This is a genomic window from Paenibacillus contaminans, assembly GCF_003285015.1.
Lineage (GTDB): Bacteria > Bacillota > Bacilli > Paenibacillales > NBRC-103111 > Paenibacillus_V > Paenibacillus_V contaminans.
The window spans coordinates 1-23043 of the sequence record NZ_QMFB01000038.1 but is presented as its reverse complement, the minus strand read 5'-3'; the positions used below and the strand labels follow the sequence as shown (position 1 = coordinate 23043).

Genomic DNA, 23043 nt, shown 5'->3' with positions numbered 1-23043 from the left:
TAATCAGTTCGGAAACCGAACCTTGTTGGACAACGGCTTCATGCCGCTCAAGCTATCCCAAACAAATACTTCCACTGTCATGCCTGCCGTACTAACCGGAAGATCGAAGCCGGCGCGGAACGTAGCGTTCTGACCCGCCGCAAGCTGCTGCTGCACGGCTGCGATACGTTCAATTCCTCCCGCGCTGTTTTTCAGTACGGCAATCAGTTCTACGGATTGCGGCTGTTCGCTAGTATTCGCAACGCCCGCCTGCACGCGCAGGAAGCCGTTCGGCACTAAGGAAGTGACCGGAACCCCTTCTCCGTTTGTGAAAGACACCGCATCTACCTTCACGGTTTGGCCCAACAACACTTGAATACGCTCCGACAACCGCGTTTTATCGCTGCCGTCCGCCAGTAAATCCACATAAGCTTGAGCAAGCTCGATATCTTGTATAGATCCGCTTGCTTCCGCTCGGGCAACTGCCGCCTCTGCAGCGGGAACGCTGCCTGCAGCCGTAACCGTAATCGTTTTGGCGTTCGTTTTCTTGCCGTCTACGTACACCTTGATCTCGATCGAGTTGGCACCAGCATACAGCTTCACTTTACCAGCAAAATTACCGCTCTCGTTGACTGCAATATCCGTGCCGTTAATGTTGACTAGTGCGTCGCCTTTTCCAAAAACCTTCACATTCCCCGCCAAATCGAGGAACGGCTCGGTCACGGTTTTTCCATCGTAATTCAGATGTCCGGAAAGAGCAGCAGCCCGAATGTCATCCCCGACGCTGTAAGTGTTCGCAAGCAGCTGACGCTTCGTTCTGATCCCGCTGTCGTCAAGTGCGGAAACGATCATGCCGCCTGCCGGAATCGCGCTGTTGTTATCTTCGGGAACCGTCCAGTTCCATGTAGAGGCTTGGGTTTTGTTGACGACCTTCGTCACTTTACCCGCCGCGTCCGTCACGACCTCGACGCCGTATTTGTTCGTGCCGGTCGATGTGCCGAATTCTTCATTGTAGACGTTCATATCTCCCGTGTTGCGGCTGACGTTATAGTAGCTCGCCTCAAGAAAGTCTTCCGCGTCTCCGGGTTTGCTGATCCCGATTTGATAATCCTTCACGTAATCTTCGTTGTTCACCGAGGCCTTGATAATCGGCCAGTTGGCCAGCGAGGCGTCGAACAGCATCAGTCCGTCCGAACCGCTCATCGCGTTCTGAAAAATATCCTTCTGATGCGACGGCGACTGCAGCTTCGTCAAATCCATGCCCGCATACAGCGGCACTTCTCCGTTCGTCACAATCGTATCGATCGTCAGGTAGCGTTGAATTTCCTGCGCCGTACCGTAATAAGTACCGACCATCAAGAAGTCCAGATAGCCGATGTAACCGGTTTTGTAATATTCATCCGTGTAAACGGACGTATTCGGGAAGCCGAGTCTCGGATCGTAGCGGAAATCCTTGCTGCCCCAGTGCACGCCGTTCAAGTAGTACGATTCGAACCACGATCCGACGTAGGCGGACGTTTGAATCTTTCTGCTTTTGACCGCTTCGTAAGTGTTTACCAAGTCATCCGTTTCCTTGACGAAGCTCTCGATGACGCCCGAACGGAATTCCCACCAGTCTTGGATGAGCGGTCCGTCGGTACGCTTGCCGCTCACATAGCGGAACACGTCGTCCGGCCAGTTGTTCAGCTGTTTCCCGCGCTTCTGCAGGAACGCCTCGAACTTCGCCTTGGTCACATCGCTGAAATCGGCGGTTTCGTTGTCGTAGCGGCCGCGGTCAAGAATGATCCCGTCGACGTCGTAGTTTTTCAATACTTCCTCGAACGTTTTCAGTTGGAACTCGCGAACGTCATCGTTAGCCGGGTTGACGAACAACACCTGTGCGCCGCCCGCGCCGGCCAAACCTTTTTTGCCGTAGTCGCTCTCTCTCAGGCGTAAAATTTGCCCGTTGTCCTCCGGACGGAACACCCGCTCCTCCCAATCCAGATGCTCGTCGATCAGCGCAAAATCCTTCACCGCAATCGAGCCTTCGGCAAATACGTTAAACGCCGCGTGCACCTTCATTCCTAGTGCGTGGCTGTGCTTGAGGAATTCCTCCAGCAGATCGAGGTTCGGATTCGAGCCTCTCCGTTCCGGCGCCGTCATCTCGCTCACGTACGGACGGTTCGTCAGGTCGCTGTTTTTGTACGAAACGAAGCCCTCTACACCCTTCACGTCAAAAGCGACGTCCGTCACACCGGCATCCTTCGCTTTCAGCAGGAAGTCCAGCACGCTTTGGCTCGATTGAAACTTACGCGCGTTCGATGCTTGGTCGACCCATAAAATGACTTGCTTTTCGCTTGTCAGTTTACGGTTGCTGTATACGATTAGCGTCTTTTTGTCATGCTGCACATTATCGCGTTTGAGCACGATGTCCAAGTAGTTCGCTCCCGCCTCAAGAGGCGCATCGAAGCTGAACTTGCCGTCCGGCTGCAGCACAACCTGTTGTCCGCCGACGGTCACGATTGCGTTCGTCGGGTTCGTCACAAGGCCGGAAATCGTCGTCGAAGCGTTCGCCGTCGTGAACATGGCGAAGTTGTCGAGCTGCAGACGCGGAATCATGCCCTGTCCCGACATGACGGCCGATACGTCCACCACATCGCCGTTTTTGCGCAGCTTAGCGGTATCGCCCGGTTTGAATTTGGTAGCCAGGAACCTCTTAATGTCGTTGTTCGCATAGCTGCTGTCCTGCGCGATAACCACGTAGCCGCCTTGCGGAATTTCAAGCTCCGTCGCCGTCGGCGTCCAGGAAGGAACGCCGCTGCTGCCCGCTTGGTTGACCATTTTCGATACGATACCCTGAGCGTTTACCTGGATGGCTACGTTTACCGCACCGACCGAGATGCTCGCTCCATATTCAGGCGTAAACAATGCAAAAATGTTGCTGATCCCCGTTATATCCTTATCGATGTAGTCGATCGTTTTCATCGGTCCTTGCGTTACGATCGTAATATCGGCAGGAGGCGCCTCGATTTGGATCAGGTCCTTCGACGCAGGCTGATAAGCGAGCGAAACCGTCTGCTCCTGCAGCAGCGCGGCCCCTTTGTACAGCTTAACCGCGATCGTATTCAAACCGACCGTCAGCGCAACCGTTTGGCTGAACGAACCGTTCGCCTGAATCGCTGCATCGGCGTCGCCGACCTTGACCGTCAGGCCCGCGCCTGCGGTAAAGTGATGAACGATGCCTTCAATGTTATAGATAGCGGACGTTACGTTCGTTCCGGATACCGTCTTAAGCTGCAGGCTTGGGCTTAACAGATCGGATGCCGTTACGGTTTGCCCGCCTTTTTGCAGAGAGATGGTGTCCCCCTCCTTGAAGGTTTCGTACAACCCTCTGCGGAATAGCTTCCCGGGGAAATCGTCATCGCTTGCAAGAATGACATAGCCGCCTTGCGGAATCTCGACATACTGATTCGCTTCCCAGGCTTTCGGCTTCTTTGTCGCAGGGTCGATCTCTCCTATCGGGCCGGCAAGCCTCAGCACCTTGCCTTGCGAGTCCACTTGGAGCGCGGCATTCCCGCTTTTTACAAAAATGCTGCCAGGCCTCAGCGCAACATTCGCGGAGTCATTATGTACCGTCGTACCGCTTGTATAAATCGCCAAATAATTGCCCACTTGCGTCGGACTATTCACATTAAAATTAACGTAGTTCATCTTCAGCTTCTTATTCCCGTCCGATGAAACCGCATACACGTCTTGCGAAACGGAGGCGTCTCCCGAGCCCGTTTCCGCTGCGGCTGCCGCGCCGAGAGCCGGCACCAGAGAGAACAACAAACAGACGATAAGCAATACGTTGAGCTTGTACGTTCTTTTTCCCATAACTCCACCTTCCCAGTATATAGTAATCGCTATCCACGTCATTATAGTTGGGAACGCTTTCAGCTTATAGGTGAACGTCATGACCATTTCGTGGCGCAATATGACTTTTTACCGAAACAACCGCCGCAGCGCGCCATAAACGAAACAAAACCGAAACCGATTTTCGTACAAGGATAAACGTCCGGGGCGTCCTTGACACCGGCAGGCGTTTCGGAGGTTAAGAGCAGCTTGCACGATACATTTTCTAATAAACAAGCAAAAAAGCCCCTTCATATAGCGAACATCGGAGACAACCAGAGTTGTTCCTATTTCAGCTTTCGAGAGGGACTTAGGAGTGAACGGCAAGTCAAACTTAGCTCAAGATCACCGGAGGATAAGCGCCGAGCCTATGCCTTCACCGGGCCGAACACCTCGATGGCGATATATTCGTTAGGGACACAGTCGGCGTCAAAACGGTATTTTTCAAGAATCATGCCCTTTTCGTAATTTTCCAGCCCGCTGCTTTGACGGAACTCGGCAAGCAGACCATACGGATCCGGCGACCAAGGATGCGGCCCTTCATAACGAACCGCCGCGTACGTCGCAGCCGGAATCGTAAAGCCCATCATCCCTTCCGGAATGTCCGACAGCTTGTTTACCTGAAGGCAGTAAAAGTATGTAAACATCACGTCGCAGTTGAACCATGGCGCCCAATACGTGTCCGGATCGACCGCATGCTTGATAGCCGCTTTATTTTCCATAAACTTCCGCTTCGCTAAACCGATGTTGCTGAAGACGCCGTCCCGAAACGAAACATTGACCGGAAACCCGACCATTTTCATCTCCGGAAGCCGCACGACGATAACCTCGCTTACTTCCCCCTCCGCCTGCACCTGCTCACTCATACGTTCCACTCCTCATCTATAATCGTATAGAAGGAGCGATCCCGGGATTTGCCCGTAAACTCGCCGCCCGAACTTCCTCCAGATAAAAAAAGAAATTCATCTCAATATTTCTACATATTGGGATGAATTCCTCTTTTATTAAATACCAGCTTGCTCCGTGCGTTCCGGGAGCCACTTCACCATATTTTCGATTATGGCCTTCGCCTCTTGCTTCATCTTCCAGCCGCCGTTGCCGAGCATGGTCCTTACGACGTAGGAATTGTATACCTTTTGCAGCCTCCAATTGGTCACATGCTTGGCGTCGATGATGACGGTAATAAGCTTCGCGGAATCCTTCGGTTTGCCTATTACCTTGATGCTTTCGTAGCCGTCTCCCCACAAAGGAGGAAAACAGTACACTTTCGTGCCTGCCGAGAATACCTTGACGCCTTTACGTGGTTCTTTGTCCTCTCCGTATAAACGATAATTTACTATGTTCCCCACCAAACAGTACAGATAAGGAGCCTCCGTAACAGTCTTACCGCGAAACTTCTCTTTCCATTTGACATAATCGGTGGAAAGCAGATTGACAAGATAAATGCATTCCTCCAGGTAACGCCTTAGCTGTTGAAAATCCCGCGTATCTTTGTGGTAAAGATTACTAATTACCACATCTTCACGCACGGTACCGAACACTTCAAGCTTGTATTCCGTTTTTTTGAACAAAAAGACATGGAAGCCTCCGTCCGGGTCAAACTCGGGATGCCATTCCAGCCTGACGGTATAGGCTCCGCTTCGATCCGTCACTTCCAGCAACCGTTCGGTAAGACGATCCGTTTGCATGTCGAACGGCGCAGTCTCATCAATATGCCATTTATCTGTATAGGATACGAACGGGAACCAGTTCATTTCTTTAAACAACAGTGCCACCGCCATACTCATAATAAAATGCATTAATACCGTTTGATAATCAGCAAACAATACTTCGCGAAAAAGCAAGCCATTCCTTCAGCCGTACCCGCGAAACGCAAAAAAAGCTCGAACTCGCTTCGCCAGCGGAGTCCAAGCTTTATAAAAAGCGGCGAGACAATTACTCTAAGGCTTCATCTCGCCCGGCGTAACGCCCCAATATTTGCGGAAAACGCGCGTAAAATGGCTAACATCCTTGTAGCCGACCATCGACGCCGCGTCGTACACCTTCGAGCCGCCGAGCAGCAGCTGTTTGGCGCGCTCCATTTTGCGTTCCTGCACGTAGTTCGTAAACGGCTTGCCCATTTCCTGCTTGAACAGCCTGCTCAAATAGGACGAATTGACGTACAGCCGGTCCGCTACGGTAAACAGCGTAATTTCTTTATCCATGTCCTGGTCGACGATTTCTAGAATTTGGCGGATCGTCTTATGCACGGCGGATTTGCGCTCCGACTGCCGGCACTCGACCATGCGCGCCGCGATCCGCTGCAGCCAGGCGTAAGCCTGCTCTTTCTCCGCAAGCGCCTGCAGATTGTGAAAAAAGGCGGCGTCCTCTCCCGCTACATGCTGCAGACTCCAGCCTTGACGCTGGATCATCCGGCCGAGCAGGCAGCTCACGTAGTACAAATGCCCGCGAACCTCGTCTGCGGAATTTACGCTCTCCAGCCCTTGAGTCCAGATCGCGCTTAAAGCGCTCGACAATTTGTCGGCATCGCCGGTTTCGAAGCCGATTTCAAGCTCCTTCTCCCTGTCCGGCGAAGGAGCCGGGCCGCCGCCCGCACCATATTCCTCGCGAAACGGGATAGCGATGTCGCTGCCGTGCACAAGACGCGCCTGCAGCGCCTTCCCCGCCTGCCTGTACAGCTTGCCGACGCCGTCCCGAACGCGCGTACTGCCGCTGATGCCGGCGCTTGCCGTCACCTTCAGGCATTGCTTAAACACGTTAAGCAGCTTTGTCGCCGCCGCCTGCACCTGAAGCAGCGCTTCGTTCTCGGACAACGTCTCCGGAAGCGTGAAAATCGCGGCCGTTTTGCCTTCCACATCGGTGCAGGTCAGACATGATTGGGAAGCAAAGCTTTCCCGCGCGATACTATGAAGCGAAAACCGCAGCAGCGGCACGTCTGCAGGCAAAAACCGCGTTTCCCCTTCGGAGAGCGGATCGATGTCGAACAGCGCGACCGCATATACCGCTTCGGCCGGCAGTTCGATCTGCAGCTCGCGGCTGCGCAGCTCGATCTCCCACGAAGCGTAATTTCCCCCTATCCAGCTCTGCAGAAACATATCCTGAAGATGCGGCAGATGCTCTTTCCACTTGCTCTGCAGCTCCGACTGGTCGTGCCGCTGCTCGAGCTCCCGGCGCAGCTGCTCCGCCGCTTCCAAGACGGCCTGCAAAATGTCCGTGTCCCCTGCGGGCTTGAGCAAATATTTACTGACGCCAAGCTCCATCGCGGTTTGCGCATACGTAAAATTATCGTGGCCGCTCAGGATGACGCATTTCATGTCCGGATCCCGCTCCCGGACTTTTCTTACGAATGTCAGGCCGTCCATGTGCGGCATCTGAATATCGAGCAAAATGAGGTCGGGTCTGATCAGCTCGATCAGCTGCAGCGCCTCGATACCGTTTGCGGCCAAGCCGACGACTTCGATGCCGTTCGCGTCCCACGGTATTTTTTCGGCCAAGCTCGTCCGCAGACGCAGCTCGTCCTCAACGATCATCAGGTTCATGTTGACTTGTCTCCCTTCCCGTTACGCCTGACTTTCAAGTTGAACCCCTGAGCAGGAGTCCGTTGCATTCCGAAAGGGATTGCCTTGCCGCTTCAGACATCTTGTTTTGTGTTTCTCTCATTGAATAGGCCTTCGGAAATATGGAACGCAAAGCCAAAACTCGCTGCAAGGCAATTCCCTTTCTCCATTTCATTCTGTTCTCTTTGGTTCAACAAACGACTAGGTATAACGGCCTCGAGCCTTCGTTGACCTCGCGTTCCATGAATGTAAGTTAAGGGAGAACGCGAGGTCAAAGGCGGCACGTAAACTTTCCGACCGTTATACCATCCTCCTAGCGGTTTTCCAAGTCATGAAAGCCGTCCGCTCCGTCAAGCCATCCCCGTTGTATCCTCCAAGCACTTGTCCAGAGGGAGCAGCAAGGTTGCGACCGTGCCGTCTCCTTCCTCACTCTCGATGCGAAGCTCGGCTTCATCGCCGTAATACATATTCATCCTCGCGGCGACATTGCGCAGACCGAACAGCTCTCCGCCTGCCGCCCCGTCGCCGAACGGAGTCAGCTTGAGCGGCGAATCCTTCAGCTTATCGAGCGTGCCTCGAATGTAATCCAGCCGTTCGGCGGGTATGCCTTTTCCATTGTCCCGCACCTGCAGCACAAGCTTGTCGTCTTCGATCCGGGCGGCAATCCGCAGCAATCCGCCGCGATCCATCGCTTCCAGCCCGTGCAGGATCGCATTTTCCACGATCGGCTGGAGCAGCAACTTGAGCACCGGAACGGTTCGGCTTTCCTCCGCCACCTCGTATTCGACCGCAAAATGCTCGGAAAACCGGATCTGCTGAACCCGCAAATAATAGTGCAGATGATCGATCGTTTCGCTTACGGTAAACGACTCCCGCCCCTTGCTCAAGCTTAACCGGAAAAATTTCGATAAGTTCAACACCATCTCGCTGATCTCGTCCGCATCGTAGTCCTTCGCCGCCCAATAAATCGAATCGAGCGTGTTATACAGAAAATGCGGATTGATCTGCGACTGCAAAAATTTCAGCTCCGTCTTCGACATCCGCAGCTCCTGCTCGTAATGCCCCTGGATGAGCTGCAGCTGATCCTCCGCCATCTGGTTGAAGGCGCCGGTCAAATAACCGAGCTGATCCTTGCGGTTGTTCTCGAGCCGGACGTTCAAATTGCCGAGCCGCATTTGCTTCATGCCGTGCGCCAGACTTTCGAGCGGCGACGTGATGTTGCGGTATATGATCCAAGCGATCCAGAATGCAAGCAGCACGCTGATTCCGATAATGATGATCGTGAAAATCTGGAGCTGCTCGGTTTCCTGCCTGAGCTCTTCCATCGGCTGCACCATGACGACCGACCAATTGCTTTGGCGCGATTTGGCCCGGATCATGATCAGCTGCTCGCCCGTCGCTTCCGACGTTTTCACGAGCATGTCCTTGTTGTCGTCGTCCCACTCCGGCGGCAGCACGTCGCTGCTTGTACTCGTTACCAGCCGCTTGCCTACATATAAGTAGATTTGCGCTTTTTGCGACGGCAGCAGCGCGCTCGTCAGCTTCACAAGCGTCTCCCTGTTGGTCGTAAGAATGACGACGTTCGGCTGCCGCTGCTGATTATAAACGTCCATCGTCCGGACGAAAGACAAATTGTTCAGGCTGTACAATCCGTTGAGATCGTTATTGGCGTACTTCTTCGCCTCTTCCTCCGTCGGCAGAAAAAGCTGGTTCCCTCCGTTCGCCTCCATGGTGCTGCGCACCCATTCGAATTGCTGGGCGTTCTCCACCTGCTTGCCCCCGAAATTCGAGGAAACCAGCATACCCGATGGCGCATGCAAAATGGAAATATGCGACAATATCGGATTGATCGCGCTTATGTTGGTCACTTCCCGCATCAGATGCGAAAATTCGAGTATCGCGCCCGGCGAAAGGTCGGTACCGACACGATTGAGCAGCCGGATCAAATTTTGATCCGAGGCGATCTGGGTAGACAAAGCGTCCACGTTCTGCAAGGCGAGATCGACATATTCGACGGCCGCGGTGAGCGCCCCCTTGGTCCGGTCTCCGATTTGCTTTTCCAAGGTTTGCTGCGAACGGATGTTGGCAAATAAACTGATAGCGACAAGCGGCAAAAGGATGAGCAGAAAGTAACAGGTCAGCCTCACCTGAATATGCTGCGTAAACTGCTTGTACAGCCATGCCGGCAATGCTTTCACGCCGCTCCCCCCTTCAAAAATACCGCAAAACGAATTTTAATCTGTATCGGTTTCATGGTCCGACCGTACCGCCGTTCATCACGCTTACTTCATTTGGCGCCGATCGTACCATTCATTGACTTCGCGGGTGATTTCTTCTCCGCCTTCGCTGTACCACCGCTCGACGAACGCGTCGAATTCCGACAGCGGCGCCGCGCCCAGCACGATTTTCGTAAATGCTTCATCCTGCTCCTTCAGCAGACGGACATTGTATTTGCCCATCGCCGGCGTCGGCGTTCCGGTAAATTTCGACCGAATTAAACTACGCTCGATCCGCTGCAGATTGTCCCATAAATTGAACTGCTCGCCGAGGGAATCGAGGCGGTCCTTGCTGACGTCGGGCTCGATCGTATCGGCAAGCGCGCTGTAAATCCCCCTGTAGTAGTGCTTCGTATGCTCCTCGAAATTCGTGATCATTTTCCCGTCGACCTTGGTCCATATTTCGTTCTCGAAGCCGAGCTTCAAGTCGCGGTGCCCCTTGCCGCCGATAAAATTAAGAAAACGGATGACGCCTTCGGCATTCTTGCTCGTCGCCGGGATTACGTTATAGGAACGGACCAAGCTCATATCGTAGGTCCCTTTGCTGCCGTTCGGGCCGATCGGGAATTCAAGCGGGATCCATACGGCATTCGGATCCTTTTTACGGCTGGCTTCGATCGGGCCGCGCGTGTCCGACCAGGCCGCCGAGAACAAGCCGACTTTGCCCGACACGATTTTCTCCTGAAAGTTCGCCGATTTATTTAACGGAAAAAGCGGATCGAGCAGCTTCTCCTCGTACAGCTTGGCCAAAAAAGCGAGCGCTTCCTTCGTCTCGGGCAAGGTGGCGCCCGCAACAAGGCGGCCGTCCCTTTCGTACCACGCCGACTGCATGATCTGCGTACCGAACGCTCCGAAAATCGGAGCCGTACGGCCCAGCCGCTCCAGAATCGCAAACCCGATCGTATCGTTCTTGCCATTCCCGTCCGGGTCGCGCTCCGCAAACGCCTTCATGACCTTGTAATACTCGTCCAGCGTTCTGGGCGGCTGCAGCCCTAACCGGTCCAGCCAATCCTTGCGCACGTACATGATTTCCGCGCCTTTCACTTCGTTAAGGCTCGGCACCGCGTATATATGACCGTTAACCGTGACGTTCTCCCAAGCTTCCTGCGGAATCCGTTCCTTCAGCTCCGGTCCGTAGCGCTCGATCACGTCGTCAAGCGGCATCAGCGCGTTCCGGTTGACGTAGTTGATGAACCAGGAAGGATTCGGCGCGTTGAGCATATCGGGAAGATCGCCGGACGACATCATGACGCTCAGCTTATCGTCATACCCGTCGAGGGGCGGTAGCGTCACTTTAATATCCAGGTTCGTATTTTGCTCGATATAGTCCAAATATTCATTGTGGTTCTCGTCCGTACCGTCAGGGAAGGTGCTGCCCTGGCTGTTCGCGACGATCGAAATCGTCATTCGTTTTCCCGCATCTTTGGAAACGTGGAATTTTCCTGACGGCGACTGGCCGTTCGGCGATCCGTCCGTCTCGCAGCCCGAGACGATTCCGGCGACGACAGGCAGCAGAGCTGCCGCGATAATCCGAGATGATGTGATCCTCATGCCTTCCCTCCTTCCGACCGTCTTCGGAGCGTAATGATCCATTTTATCATTGTAGTCGCAATATGTCGTCAAAACCAGTGGGCGCCGATGACTTTGTCTTGTCAAATCATGACAACCGCGCGGCTTCCCGGTGCTGAGAGCATGTATGCCGTTTCCGGCGGCGAAAAATTCCTGTCACCGATTGACCAAAGAAAGTCATTGCCGTCGCCTACCTTTTCCCTCCTAAGCAAGCTAACATGAGAATGGATGATTTTTATAATATCCTGGGGGGAGCGACATCATGAAAAATATTATATGCGACAAGTCCGCAGCAGCTGTTCAAAAGCGGCTGAGCCATGGCTATGAACACGCCTATATGCTAGAATATGAAGGAACTAAAATGGAAGCGGAAGGGCTTCTTGAACGCCGCTCGAATACCCGGAGCAACGCCGTTTCGTTCGGGGGGTGGCGCGGATGAATCGTGAGCTGCATGCGGATATTGCGGTTATCGGCGGCGGTACTGGCGGTTTCGCCGCTGCGCTGGCAGCGTTGACTGCGGGCAGGACCGTTATTATGACGGAAGAAACCGATTGGATCGGCGGTCAATTGACAAGTCAAGCCGTTCCGCCGGACGAGCATCCGTGGATCGAAACCTTCGGCTGCACGCGGACATACCGGCAGTTCCGCGACGGCGTCCGTTCGTATTACCGGAATCATTTTCCGGTAACGCCGGAGGCGCGCGCGAACGCGGAATGGAACCCGGGCGGCGGCTTCGTCAGCCGTCTTTGCCACGAGCCGAGGGCTGCGCTTGCCGTTCTCGAGCAGATGCTTGCGCCTTACTTGCATAGCGGGCAGCTGACGCTGCTGCTTCGCCATGAGCCCGTGCGCGCGGAAAGCGAAGCCGACAATGTGCGTTCCGTGACCGTACGCAGCCTCGAAAGCGGCAGCGAATCGGTCATCGTCGCGCCGTTTTTCCTCGATGCGACCGAGTGCGGCGATTTGCTGCCGCTTGCCGGCGCGGAGTATGTAACCGGCGCAGAATCGAAGGCCGAAACCGGCGAGCCGAACGCGCTCGACACGGCCAGACCGATGAATATGCAGTCGTTTACGTACTGCTTCGCCATGGACCATCTGGAGGGCGAAGATCATACGATCGACAAGCCGCGCGACTATGCCTTCTGGCGCGAGTACAAAGCGGACTTTTGGCCGGACCGGCTGCTCAGCTGGACAGGCGTCAAGCCGCACACGCTGGAGCCTGTCCGTTACGAGCTGTTTCCGGACGGCAAGTCGGTTTCGCTGTTCAACTACCGGAAGATCGCCGACAAGTCGCATTTTGCGCCGGGCACGTACAAGAGCGATATTTCGCTTATCAACTGGCCGCAGAATGACTACTGGCTCGGTTCGATCATCGACGTCAGCCCCGAGGAGAAAGCGCGTCATTTGGAGCAGGCCAAGCAGCTGAGCTTGTCGCTTCTGTATTGGATGCAAACCGAGGCGCCGCGTCCGGACGGCAAAGCCGGTTACCCCGGGCTGCGGCTTCGCCGCGATGTCGTCGGTACGGAGGACGGGCTTGCCAAATACCCATATATCCGGGAATCCAGACGTATTCGCGCGGAGTTTACCGTACTCGAGCAGCATGTCGCGACAGCCGCCCGGCCGGAGAAACAAGCGGAAGTGTTCGCCGATTCCGTCGGAATCGGTTGTTACCGGATCGATCTGCACCCGAGCACGGAAGGACGGAACTATGTGGACGTTTCCAGTCTGCCGTTCCAAATCCCGCTCGGCAGCCTGATACCGGTGCGAATGAACAATCTGCTGCCCGCCTGCAAAAATCTCGGCGTCACGCATATTACGAACGGCTGCTATCGGCTTCATCCCGTCGAATGGAACATCGGCGAAGCCGCGGGTTATCTAGCCGCATTCTGTTTGGATCGGCAAACCGCGCCGCGGGCCGTCCGCAATCAGGACGATTTGCTGACCGACTACCAGCGGATGCTTGCCCAGCGCGGAATCGAGCTGTCTTGGCCGACGACGCGGCCCGTATAGGCTTAACGCGGCTTTCTCACGGTTCCGGCGCGACGCCCCGGCTTACGGCTTCCGACATAGGAGATACGTTCGAAAGAGCCCTTTTAAGAACGACCATTTTAACGTTAACGACTAGAAAGAGGTGCTTCGTTTCATGAGCCAAAAAATTCGTATCGGCGTCATCGGTGCCGGATCCATCTCCGAATCCCATCTGGGCGCTTACGCCAAAAATCCGGAAGTCGAGCTTGTCGCGATCTGCGACTTGAACGAGGAACGCGCCCGCGCGAAAGCCGAAAAATACAACATCCCTAACGTTTATACGGACTATAATAAATTGCTGGAAGACGGCAGCATCGACGCCGTAAGCGTCTGCACCTGGAACAACTCGCACGCGCCGATCAGCATCGCCGCGCTGAACGCCGGCAAAAACGTGCTTTGCGAAAAGCCGCTTTGCAAAACCGTCGAAGAAGCTTTTGAAGTGGAAGCGGCCGTTAAGAAAAGCGGCAAAACGCTGCAGGTCGGCTTCGTCCGCCGCTACGCGTCCAATACGCGCATCGTCAAAGAATTCATGGAGAACGGCGATCTTGGCGAGATTTACTACGCGAAGGCTTCGTGCATCCGCCGTTTCGGCAACCCGGGCGGCTGGTTTGCTGACACGGAACGCTCCGGCGGCGGCCCGATCATCGATATCGGCGTACACGTCATCGACCTTTGCTGGTACTTGATGGGACGTCCGAAGGTCAAAACGATCAGCGGCAACACGTACAAGAAGCTCGGAAACCGTTCCCACATTCAGAACCTGGCTCAGTACAGAGCAGCTGATTACACGCCTGATGCGAACAACGTCGAAGATATGGCCAACGCCCTGATCCGCTTCGAGAACGGCGCATCGCTGCTCGTTGACGTCAGCTTCACGCTGCACGCGAAGAAAGACGAAATCACCGTCAAAATGTACGGCGACAAAGGCGGCGTCGAGCTCGAACCGGAACTTAGCTTCATCACCGAGAAATACAACACGATTCTTAACATCGATCCGCAAATCAACAACAAAGGCTTCGATTTCATCGCCGGCTTCCAAGACGAGATCGATCACTTCATCGATATGTGCTTCGGCCGCAAAGAAACGCTTAGCCCTGTCGAGGACGGCGTGGAAATGATGAAAATTTTGTGCGGCATTTACGAATCCGCGGAAAAAGGAACGGAAATTTCGTTCTAATTGATGCCTGCGGTCGACCGGCTGCCGTTATGCAGCTTCAGCACGTTTGGAGCTGCGCACGCGTAACTTCCTGCACAGATTATCCGCAACGACAAAAGAACCGTCCGGAAATGGACGGTTCTTTTTTGTGCCAAGCATGACATTGGCGCATCTGGAGTGACAGCGAAGTTCCTGCTCCAATTGGGCAAGTCGAACTGCGGCCTCCATTTCTAATGTTTCACAAGGCTAACGATTCTTGCAACCTCTATTTCCGGCGCTTGCCGTCACGGCAAGCGCCGGGCATCCGGACTGCAATCGCGAATCCTGAGCCCGTCTTTTACCATCAAGCTCAACCTTTCACGCTGCCGAGCACGATCCCTTTGACGAAAAACCGCTGCAGGAACGGATACACAGCCAATATCGGCAATGCGCCGAGGAAAATTTGCGCCGATTTGACCGTCTTGCTGGACAATTGCTTCATCATTTCCACGTCACTGTCCGACATAGCGCTCAAATCCTGCTGGATAACGACCGTTTGCAAGTAACTCTGCAGCGGATAGTTGGTCGGATCGTTCATATAGATGAGCCCGTCGAACCAGGCGTTCCAGTGGCCTACCATCGTAAACAGCAGCACCGTTGCGAGCACCGGCTTGGACAGCGGGATAAACAAGCTCCACAGCGTACGCATATGTCCCGCGCCGTCGATGAAGGCGGCTTCCTCCAATTCTCTTGGCAGACCCCGGAAAAAGTTAAGCAGCAAAATGACGTTGAACACCGGAACCGCTCCCGGCAGCACGAGCGCCCAAACCGTGTCCATCAACCCGGTGTGCTTCACGGTCATATAGGTCGGAATAAGCCCTCCGCCAAACAGAACGGTAAGGAAGAAGTACCAGACGTAAATCGTGCGCATTTTAAAGTCGCGCGCCTCTTTGGACAAAGGATAGGCGATCACGACGCACATAACCATGTTAATGACCGTTCCCAGCACAAGCCGCTGCAGCGATATGCCGAACGACCGGGTAAATTCCTCTTTGCGGACGACGAATTCGTAAGCCTTGAGCGTGAATTCGACCGGCCATAGCCCGACTCTCCCCGCCGCCGCGGCTGAGCTCGAGCTGAACGATACCGCGAGAACATGGATGATAGGAAACAGGCACAGGAAGGCTAGAAACGCCATAAAAATGTAATTTCCGGCAACAAACAGCTTACGGCCCAATGACGGATTTTCAACCATCTCCGGCTCCCCCTTTCTCTAGAAGATGCGATAATTGGCCAGTCGGTAAGCCAGCAAATACGATACCGAGATCATCGCAAGCGATACGACCGATTTCAGCAATCCGACAGCGGTTGCCAGGCTATATTGGGCGTTCTCCAGGCCCATCCGATAAACCATCGTGTCGATAATATCGCCGCTTTCGTATACGTACGGACTGTACAGGTTGAACACCTGCTCGAAGCCCGCATTCAAAATTTGCCCCAGACTAAGCGTCATAAGCAGGATGATGACCGGCCGGATGCCGGGCAGCGTAATGTGCCATGTTTGCCGCCACTTGCCGGCTCCGTCGATAACGGCCGACTCATACAGCGACGGGTCTACGCCCGACAGCGCGGCCAAGTAGATGATCGTGCTGAAGCCGAATTCCTTCCATTCATTGGAGATGACAATCGTATAAGGAAACCAGTTGTTATCCCCGAGAAAAAAGATCGGCTCGATACCCGCCAAGCCGAGCACCTGATTGACGATTCCTTGTCCCGGCGATAAAATATCGATCAAAATACCGGCCAAAATCGTCCACGACAAAAAATGCGGTAAATAAATGAGCGTTTGCACCGTCCGCTTGAAGGCGGCTTTGCCGATTTCGTTCAGCAGCAGCGCGGTCACGATCGGCGCAACGAGCCCGGCAACAATTTTCATCATCGCGATGAACAGCGTATTCCAGAACACCTCCATCGTGCTCGGCAAGCTGAAGATATACGTGAAATTGCGCAGCCCCACCCATTCCGAGCCGAAAATGCCTTTGGCCGGAATATATTTCTGGAACGCCATGACGAGTCCGCCCAGCGGAATGTAATGATAGATGAATACGATGACGGCGCCCGGCAATATCATCAGATGGAGCGGCAATTCTCTCAGCCGCTTTGCGGTTATCATCGCTCTCAAAGCCGTCGCCTCCCCTTGCATGTCTGTCTCATAACAATCGTATGCCCCTTTCCTTGATGTCCTTGACCGTATACGCTCGCGGACCGTTTAAGCTTGCGCCGTCGCCCTGTCCGGCGCAGCTATACAGCGGCGGACTCCTTGGCCTACTTATCGGCTGTCGCGCAGACCGCCGCATCGGCCGCCGGACGGTAATCCCATCGTAGCTGCGATGCGTTCCCGTTACAACGAGCCGTTTCGCCACTTTTATTCCTTTGCGCAGAAAATGCCCCGACGCCTCCGTTCGGAATAGTTGCTGCGTCAAGGAATAAGGGCTTCCCCGCCAAAACTCCGAAAGGCGCAGTCGCTGCGCCTTTCGGGGATTGGATACAGGCGTATTCTTTTATCTAAGTCGCATACCAGTTGTTGACTTCTGAGCCCGCATTCGCTACCGGCTGATATGGCATCTGACGGATTACAAAGAAATGATCCTGCCTTCCTCCCGCGACCGATCCGCTCCGAAGCCGATCCGATGGCCGTAGACGGATTTCTCCAAGGAAGTGGAGGATAACGACGGCGTACCGCCGCGAAGCGCGTTCACGAAATCCGCCACAAGCCTGAGGTCGCCTCCGCCATGCATATTCATGGACACGTTCAGCTCCACCTTGCGCTCCGAATACTCGCTGCCTTGACGCGGATCGGGGTGCCTGACGACGAAATAGCCGTCCTCCAGCACGCCTTGAATTTCGCCTTTCTCGCCAACGATATGCATCGAGCGGCATGGCCGGGACGTAGCCCCGTTCAAATTATGGGAGGCCGTGCTGCCGTCCTCAAATTCCACGATGACGGTCTGATGATCCACGACATCGTTATCGCAATGCCACACGCAGCGCCCGTACGGATTATCCGTCCGCAGCGACTCCAAAATCTGCTCCTGCGTTTGCTTCACCCCGAGATGCTCGTTGTACGAAACGTACGGCACCCACAACCCTTGCTCGACATAGTGCTTGCGCGCGGAGTACATGCAGGATTCCTCGATCTGGCAATCGGCGAGGCAGCGGGTGCCCGCCCCTTCCGGCGCCCTCTCGGGACGGAACTGCAACAGGCCGCCGAAGCTGCTGACGCTCACCGGTCTTACGCCGCCTTTCATCCAAGCGATCAGATCGAGATCATGGCAGCATTTGGCCATCAGCATGGAGGAGCCGCCCGTATCCTTGCGGTTCCATTTCCCGCGCACAAACCCCATCGCCATATGGTGGTAGCTGACATTTTCCGAGGTCTGGATATTGACGATGCCCCCGATTTCGCCGTCCTCGATGATTTGCCGGATTGCGGCATAGAAGGGCGCGTATCTCAATACATGGCACACCATCACCAGACGCTCGCAGCGTTCGGCCGTTTGCATAAGCTCCAGCGTTTCTTCCTCGGAAATGCCGATCGGTTTTTCCAGCAAAATATGATAACCCGCCTGCAGCAAAGGCAAAGAGGTTCGGACGTGGACCGAGTCCATCGTCCCGTTGATTGCGGCATCCGCCAGCCGGGGTCTTGCGATCAGCTGCTCCACCGATTCGAAGCACATGTCGGCCGCCAGCTTATACTGATCCGCCACGAGCTGCCTGCGCACCGGATCGGGATCGACTACCGCGACGATGCTCAGCTCCACCGGATGTTGCTCCGCATAGGAGGCGTATACGAGACTGCGATGCCCGGCGCCTACGATCACCGCGGTTACGGGACGATTGGCCGAAATGAAACCTTCTGACGTATTCATGGGGTCTTCCTTTCATGCAATCGGAAACGGATTCCGACAGGTTATTATTGATACACAATAGCGTGATCAAATTGGTTCAGAAGCACAATCATTTGCATCAGATCCGATACATACGAATTATTTTTTCTGAGTCGCGTACCAGTCGTTTACTTCCTTCGTGATAATGTCCCCGCCCTGCTTCTTCCAATCGGCCGCATACTTGTCGAACGCATCGATCCCCTGGTTACCCGTTACGATCTTCACGAACGTTTCGTTTCTCAGCTTCTTCAGCTGCTCGTTGCGCTCGGCCATCGTCGCCGTCGGCGTCGTATAGAACTGGTTCGGCACGAACCGGTCTTCCTTGATAATGAGGTCGATGATAGAGGCTGACCCGCCGGGGCCGTTCTGCGCGACTTCGCCCCACAGGTTTTTCTGTCCGCCTTTATACTGATTCATCCGGTCAATCATCGTTTTTTGATTCGGAGTAAGATCTTCGGGCTTGATTTTGCCTTCCTCCAAAGCGACGGCTTTCCGATAATTTTCGATGTTGATGTCCGGCAAATAAATTTTGGCCGGCGAGTACGTCCAAACCGCGGAAGCAGGTACAACGAACTTGTTAAATACATCTTCGGACTTGTTGTAGTAGAAAGTCTGCAGCCAGAAGTCCATCATCTTGAATATGGCTTCCGGATGCTTCGTCCCTTTTTTCACAACCCAATAATAGCTGAAAATATTAAGCGGCAGCTGCGCCTTGAACGGCTGCCCGTCCACTGTCGGCATCGGGTACGCCTGCCACTCCTGGTTCGGGGTAAGCGTGACGAGCGGATAGTTCGCTGATCCGCGGCCGCCGATCATCATGCCGATTTTGCCGGCGCCGATGCTTTCATTCACTTTGTTGCCGTCCTTGACGATAAATTCCGGATCGAAATGACCCGCTTTATACATGTCGGCGAGCTTCGCCAGCGCCTGCTTCATCTGAGGCTGAATCTCGCTGTAGGCCAAGCTGCCGGAAGCATCTTTGATCCAGAAATCGGTATAGGCGCCGAAGCCGTTCATCAGCCCGCCCGCCATCGCGAGATCCTTATCCATCGCCAGACCGAACGTATCGTCTTTGCCGTTTCCGTCCGGATCTTTCTTCGTGAAAGCTTCGGAGATTGCGGCCAAATCGTCGATCGTCTTCGGATCGGGAAGCCCCAGCTTCTCTTTCCAGTCTTTGCGAATCCAGAGAATAGCCGGGCTTTCCTTGGCAACTCCGGACCACGGTATCGCCATCAGCTTGCCGTCGATCGTAGCCGATTTCAGCACCGTTTCTCCGGCCTCCTGCATCACTTTCTTGATCGATTCCGGCGCGTAGTCATTGTACACCTTCGTCATATCTTCGAGCTGACCCGCTTCATATAATTGCCGGAACTGCTGAGGAGTCGCCGCGAAGAAATCGGGCACTTCCCCTGATGCGATCATCAGGTTCGTCTTTTTGAGATACTCCGTTTCCGGCACGTACCACAACGTTTTTACCTTGACTCCGTACTTCTCCAGAAGCGTCCGCGTCCAAATGTTGTTATTGATGTCTTCCCCGTCTGCAAACTTCGTAGTCGGGAAACTGTAATTCACCGTCGTCAATTCGATCGGCGGATCGTATTTCTCCGGCACCGTCTTGCTTGCCTCCGTTCCCTGCTTGCCCGAGTCAGCCGGCTCTTTTCCTCCCGACTCGTCCGTCTTGCCGCATGCGGCAAGTACTGGAACCGCTATCAAGCTTAAGCTGAGCATCATTTTGACCGTTCGTTTCATTTACTTTGTAACCCCTTTCTGTTTCATGTTTATTTTGGACACCCGAACACCGCGTGTCGACGTTTGGTTCCTGAGCCCATAGTAAACGCTTCCTCTCCGATTAAACAACAAGCCGTTTCGCCGCATTTATTCCGAACCGGAACAAATCCGCCAAAAAGCGATGTTTCTGCGATCCGGAATAAGAGCTGCGAAACGGAATAGCCGGGAAGTCTGGTTGAAATCGGTTCCATCGATTATACTATTCGTACGCTAACGCCCGAGGAATGGAGGACAGACACCATGAAACGCCGCATCCGGTTTAACGGCAAATCGTTGTTTGCCAGGCTTCTGCTTGGGTTCATGATTGTCATCTTTATTTCCTTCGCCTTCAACGTGATTGCTTATCAATTTTTCTTCAGTCAAATGCGAGATCAACTGATCGCTTCCAATTCGATTAGCGTTTCCAAGACGGTAGACGGCTATGAGAAGCAGCTAAGCCAGCTTGACGATCTATTGACCCGATACTATTTCGACAATTCGGTTGCCGCGCTCAAGAAAGGAAATATCGACTCCGATTTTCCGATCATCAATGAGCTGGCTGACGAGTTTAAAACGATCGTCGGAAACTACAACCTGGATTTAGAGAACGTTTTCATTTACTTCAAGGAGCAAGGCTTCGTCATCGACAAAAACGGCTATACGCGGGCGGAGGACATGTTCGGCAAATATTATGTCAGCCGGGAATACGGCGCTGACTTCTGGGCCAAACAATTTGCAGAGGACTTTCATTTCCGCGCTTTTCCTTCGTCCGAATTTCGGATATACCAAACAAATCTCGTGTCACCGGACAAAGGCCGCTACTTCCCGATTATCGTCAAAAGCCAGATTGGCAGTCAATTTTACGCGGTGGCGCTCGTCGATGCGGATCGCATGTTCGCCGCCTTGAAGGAAGCGCCGGACAATCCGTTCTATATTATGAACCGGGACGGGCAACTGTTCTTCAGCACAGGCTCCCGGCCCGGCAAGCTGCCGGATCTGACGCCTGACCGGGACTATGCGCTGCATGCGGACAACTATTTTTTCTATCAGCAGGGTTCGTTGTCCGGTCTTACTTATGTCAGCGTCGTACCTTATCAAAGCGTAGCTTCCCGACTTTTGGAAATGAACGTGCTGCTGTTTGCGCTGTTCGCCGCCTCGATTGCAGCCAGTGTTGCCATATCCGTACTGCTCAGCGTCCGCTTCAAAAATCCGGTGCAGCGCATCGTCGAGTCGCTGAGGCAGATGAATCCGGTCGTCGGGCCCAGCAGCAATATCCACGAATTCAATATGATCAGCGAAGGGCTTGAGCATATTATCGAATCGGTTCACCGCAAAAATTCATTGTTGCAAAAATACGGCTACTTGGACAAAATCAAAAGCATCCATGCGGCGGATATCGAGATGCAGTCGCTGATCGACACGAAACGTCCGTTTCATTTTATCATGTTTCATGTTCACTATACCCGGGAGTACGAGCTTCTTGGCAACGAGCATCCGCTTAAGGCTACTTATATTCTGGAATTTATCAATTTGAATATAAACGAGGCGTTCCGGGACTCGATGACGATGCAGATCGAGAAAGACCGCATCATGGTGATCGTATTCACGGATGAAGACGTTGCTTCCGAAATATTCGGAAAGCTTCGCTACTTCAAACGGGTATTCGATCAAGACAAAGCCTATTACCAGCTCACGATCGCCTGCCAGCATCGCCTGTGGGAGCCGTCGGAGTTCACCTCCGCTTACGAAACAGCCTGCGAAATGGTCAGAAGCCGCAAGCTGGACGACGCGACGCAAATCGTGGAAGCCCCGGGCGCCACCGAACCGCTTATCTTGTGGTCGTCCGAAGAAGAACGCAGCTTCGCCGCCATGCTGGAGGCGGGGAATGAAGCGCAGCTGCTCGCCCTTGCGCGCGGCTCGCTCCACCGGCTTGCCAAGAGCGAAGCGGCCGCCTTGCATTACCGCCAATTTGCGAGCGATGTCATATCCAAAGTGCTGATGGCGCTCATGGCCCACAAAATCGATACGCATGAGTTGTATACGCAAGGCTCCCCGTTCGACCAGATCGAGCGGCTCGTCTCCGTAGAGCATTACGACGCGTTTTTCGGGCATCTGCTCAGGCAAGCGTCGGCCCTCATCCGGGACAAACGTGAAGCCCGCGACCCGATCGTCGATTTTGTCGTCCGTTTCATCGAAGAGCATTACGGGGACGATATTTACCAGGATTTGATCGCCGACCGGCTGAACATCTCGACCGGTTATTTGCGGAACTACTTCAAGGAGAAGACGGGGCAAAACTTGAGCGATTATTTGAACGGCTATCGCATCGAGAAAGCGAAGGAAATGCTTGAGGCAACCGAGGAGAAAATCCAGGACATCGCGGCCAAGGTCGGCTACCAGAACGCCAACTCGTTCACGCGGATGTTCCGGCGTCTGACCGGCATTACGCCAGGGGAATACCGCCGCGATAAAATTTTGAATCCGCAGAAGTAGGGTAAACGGGACTGCCGCAAAACAATTTTCCATGCCGGCATCCCCGCCCTTGGCAGGAATGAACACAAGGATAAACGCTTTCGAAAAATGCGACTTCGTAAGCATAAGATAAGGACAGGCGGGTTTACCGAGATTTAGAGATGCTTCCGCGACATACTCTCCGATAAACTGAAAAAGACGCCTCCATCCACGCTCTTATCGAGTGTTTTTGGAGGCGTCTTTTCCTTCACGCGACAGGACCGACTCGCGGATTATTGAAATAGCCCTGGTAGCCTTTCAAGTCTTATACTAGGGATTTCTGACCTGGTTATCAAGCAAACACGGGTATCGTAATGGTAATGCACGAACCGTGCGATTAGTGTAGAAAACCTTATTGTTCATGAGGCTGGCCTCACTATTTCGCAGGTAAACTGCTCGTTCTC

Annotated in this window: 14 protein-coding genes; 4 read left to right on the top strand and 10 right to left on the bottom strand. The window is 54.0% G+C overall.

All coding sequences use genetic code 11. From position 1 onward, the window contains the following. Window positions 1–3 precede the first annotated feature (3 nt). From DQG23_RS36420 to DQG23_RS36395, 6 genes are all read right to left on the bottom strand, one after another. Entirely contained in the window at window positions 4–3834 is a 3831-nt protein-coding gene (locus tag DQG23_RS36420; RefSeq protein WP_158560883.1) for a family 10 glycosylhydrolase, read from the bottom strand. Between the two features lie 386 nt (window positions 3835–4220). Then, window positions 4221–4718: a GyrI-like domain-containing protein gene (locus DQG23_RS36415; RefSeq protein WP_113035966.1), complete on the bottom strand. Its 498-nt coding sequence runs from the start codon at window positions 4716–4718 to the stop codon at window positions 4221–4223. Window positions 4719–4856: 138 nt separating this feature from the next. Beyond that, complete coding sequence (locus DQG23_RS36410; RefSeq protein ID WP_146762452.1) at window positions 4857–5627, bottom strand: hypothetical protein; 771 nt, start codon at window positions 5625–5627, stop codon at window positions 4857–4859. A 165-nt stretch (window positions 5628–5792) separates the two neighbouring features. Next, the gene (locus DQG23_RS36405) at window positions 5793–7391 is read right to left on the bottom strand and encodes a response regulator (protein ID WP_113035964.1); all 1599 of its coding nucleotides are present in this window, start codon (window positions 7389–7391) and stop codon (window positions 5793–5795) included. A 368-nt stretch (window positions 7392–7759) separates the two neighbouring features. Next, a complete protein-coding gene (locus DQG23_RS36400; RefSeq protein ID WP_113035963.1) occupies window positions 7760–9607 on the bottom strand; it encodes a sensor histidine kinase in 1848 nt (615 codons plus the stop codon). Window positions 9608–9691: 84 nt separating this feature from the next. Continuing rightward, window positions 9692–11236: an extracellular solute-binding protein gene (locus tag DQG23_RS36395; RefSeq protein ID WP_113035962.1), complete on the bottom strand. Its 1545-nt coding sequence runs from the start codon at window positions 11234–11236 to the stop codon at window positions 9692–9694. Window positions 11237–11516: 280 nt separating this feature from the next. Between DQG23_RS36395 and DQG23_RS42405 the strand changes: the two genes are divergently transcribed. The 3 genes from DQG23_RS42405 (at window position 11517) to DQG23_RS36385 (ending at window position 14456) form a co-directional block, all read left to right on the top strand. Then, window positions 11517–11693: a hypothetical protein gene (locus DQG23_RS42405; protein ID WP_158560882.1), complete on the top strand. Its 177-nt coding sequence runs from the start codon at window positions 11517–11519 to the stop codon at window positions 11691–11693. Beyond that, entirely contained in the window at window positions 11690–13261 is a 1572-nt protein-coding gene (locus DQG23_RS36390) for an FAD-dependent oxidoreductase (protein WP_113035961.1), read from the top strand. Before DQG23_RS42405 ends, DQG23_RS36390 begins: the two co-directional genes overlap by 4 nt. 133 nt (window positions 13262–13394) lie before the next feature. Further along, the gene (locus tag DQG23_RS36385; RefSeq protein ID WP_113035960.1) at window positions 13395–14456 is read left to right on the top strand and encodes a Gfo/Idh/MocA family protein; all 1062 of its coding nucleotides are present in this window, start codon (window positions 13395–13397) and stop codon (window positions 14454–14456) included. A gap of 328 nt (window positions 14457–14784) precedes the next feature. Here the strand turns inward: DQG23_RS36385 and DQG23_RS36380 are convergent, their stop codons facing one another. The 4 genes from DQG23_RS36380 to DQG23_RS36360 all read right to left on the bottom strand — a co-directional run bounded on the left by DQG23_RS36380 (window position 14785) and on the right by DQG23_RS36360 (window position 20110). After that, window positions 14785–15669, bottom strand: a complete 885-nt coding sequence (locus DQG23_RS36380) for a carbohydrate ABC transporter permease (RefSeq protein ID WP_113035959.1) — start codon at window positions 15667–15669, stop codon at window positions 14785–14787. Between the two features lie 18 nt (window positions 15670–15687). After that, window positions 15688–16587: an ABC transporter permease gene (locus tag DQG23_RS36375; RefSeq protein WP_113035999.1), complete on the bottom strand. Its 900-nt coding sequence runs from the start codon at window positions 16585–16587 to the stop codon at window positions 15688–15690. Between the two features lie 460 nt (window positions 16588–17047). Beyond that, a complete protein-coding gene (locus DQG23_RS36365; RefSeq protein ID WP_113035957.1) occupies window positions 17048–18343 on the bottom strand; it encodes a Gfo/Idh/MocA family protein in 1296 nt (431 codons plus the stop codon). 117 nt (window positions 18344–18460) lie between these two features. After that, window positions 18461–20110 carry an extracellular solute-binding protein gene (locus DQG23_RS36360; protein ID WP_113035956.1) on the bottom strand — a complete coding sequence of 550 codons (1650 nt, stop codon included), beginning with the start codon at window positions 20108–20110 and terminating at the stop codon, window positions 18461–18463. 279 nt (window positions 20111–20389) lie between these two features. Here DQG23_RS36360 and DQG23_RS36355 point away from each other — a divergent pair, with 279 nt between their 5' ends. After that, window positions 20390–22621 carry a helix-turn-helix domain-containing protein gene (locus tag DQG23_RS36355; protein WP_113035955.1) on the top strand — a complete coding sequence of 744 codons (2232 nt, stop codon included), beginning with the start codon at window positions 20390–20392 and terminating at the stop codon, window positions 22619–22621. Window positions 22622–23043: the final 422 nt, after the last annotated feature.

Excerpts from the sequence above, each read along its gene's own strand:
- DQG23_RS36420 (WP_158560883.1), bottom strand. The coding sequence starts at position 3,834 with ATGGGAAAAAGAACGTACAAGCTCAACGTATTGCTTATCGTCTGTTTG.
- DQG23_RS36415 (WP_113035966.1), bottom strand. The coding sequence starts at position 4,718 with ATGAGTGAGCAGGTGCAGGCGGAGGGGGAAGTAAGCGAGGTTATCGTC.
- DQG23_RS36405 (WP_113035964.1), bottom strand. The coding sequence starts at position 7,391 with ATGAACCTGATGATCGTTGAGGACGAGCTGCGTCTGCGGACGAGCTTG.
- DQG23_RS36395 (WP_113035962.1), bottom strand. The coding sequence starts at position 11,236 with ATGAGGATCACATCATCTCGGATTATCGCGGCAGCTCTGCTGCCTGTC.
- DQG23_RS42405 (WP_158560882.1), top strand. The coding sequence starts at position 11,517 with ATGAAAAATATTATATGCGACAAGTCCGCAGCAGCTGTTCAAAAGCGG.
- DQG23_RS36390 (WP_113035961.1), top strand. The coding sequence starts at position 11,690 with ATGAATCGTGAGCTGCATGCGGATATTGCGGTTATCGGCGGCGGTACT.
- DQG23_RS36385 (WP_113035960.1), top strand. The coding sequence starts at position 13,395 with ATGAGCCAAAAAATTCGTATCGGCGTCATCGGTGCCGGATCCATCTCC.
- DQG23_RS36380 (WP_113035959.1), bottom strand. The coding sequence starts at position 15,669 with ATGGTTGAAAATCCGTCATTGGGCCGTAAGCTGTTTGTTGCCGGAAAT.
- DQG23_RS36375 (WP_113035999.1), bottom strand. The coding sequence starts at position 16,587 with ATGATAACCGCAAAGCGGCTGAGAGAATTGCCGCTCCATCTGATGATA.
- DQG23_RS36365 (WP_113035957.1), bottom strand. The coding sequence starts at position 18,343 with ATGAATACGTCAGAAGGTTTCATTTCGGCCAATCGTCCCGTAACCGCG.
- DQG23_RS36360 (WP_113035956.1), bottom strand. The coding sequence starts at position 20,110 with ATGAAACGAACGGTCAAAATGATGCTCAGCTTAAGCTTGATAGCGGTT.
- DQG23_RS36355 (WP_113035955.1), top strand. The coding sequence starts at position 20,390 with ATGAAACGCCGCATCCGGTTTAACGGCAAATCGTTGTTTGCCAGGCTT.